Source organism: Geminicoccus harenae, from assembly GCF_019800005.1.
Taxonomy (GTDB): Bacteria; Pseudomonadota; Alphaproteobacteria; order Geminicoccales; family Geminicoccaceae; genus Geminicoccus; species Geminicoccus harenae.
In genome coordinates this window covers 1-523 of sequence record NZ_JABGCL010000274.1, presented here as the reverse complement: position 1 = coordinate 523, position 523 = coordinate 1, and the positions used below count along the sequence as shown (strand labels likewise).

Annotated in this window: 1 protein-coding gene; it reads right to left on the bottom strand. The window is 40.2% G+C overall.

Translation table 11 applies throughout. From position 1 onward, the window contains the following. On the bottom strand, positions 1-258 hold a 258-nt coding region (locus tag HLA95_RS27860), incomplete at its 3' end, for a hypothetical protein (RefSeq protein ID WP_222185236.1). Positions 259-523 lie beyond the last annotated feature (265 nt).

Here is a 523-nt window from a genome sequence, read left to right as displayed (position 1 = left end):
CTCTGCTTTTATTTTCTTTTTCTTTCCTTTTGGACGAAAGCCTTTTTTTCTGGAATTTTTATTCAGAAGAGCGAGCTCCCTTTTGTACGAAGCCAGGAGTTTCCCTTTCAGAAAAGCTTGGATTGCGGGAGCATTCTCGCAACAGGTGTATAAGGAAAGGTAGATTTTGATTTTATTATTATAATATTTTGTTAGCTTAGCGATGTCTCCGGTTCTTGACAAGAATGAGTGCCCACCTTTTTTTTTCTGTCTTTCCATGAGTTTTCTATTTGTCGTTTGATGCGGCGGAAAGGCGCCTTTAAATGAGGGATTCCGTTTTCGTCAATAGATAGGAGAACACCCAAAGTCAAAGAAGGCCGGCTCCTTCGAGTGAAAATGGTTTTTGTAACCGAAAGCTTACATTTTTCTTCTAACCACTTTTCGATCCAGCAAAGGAGAACATCTATAGTCTCCGGAAAGCCTGGTTGAATAGCAATAAGAAAGTCGTCGGCATACCGCACATATCTCAAATAAGGCGAAGAAT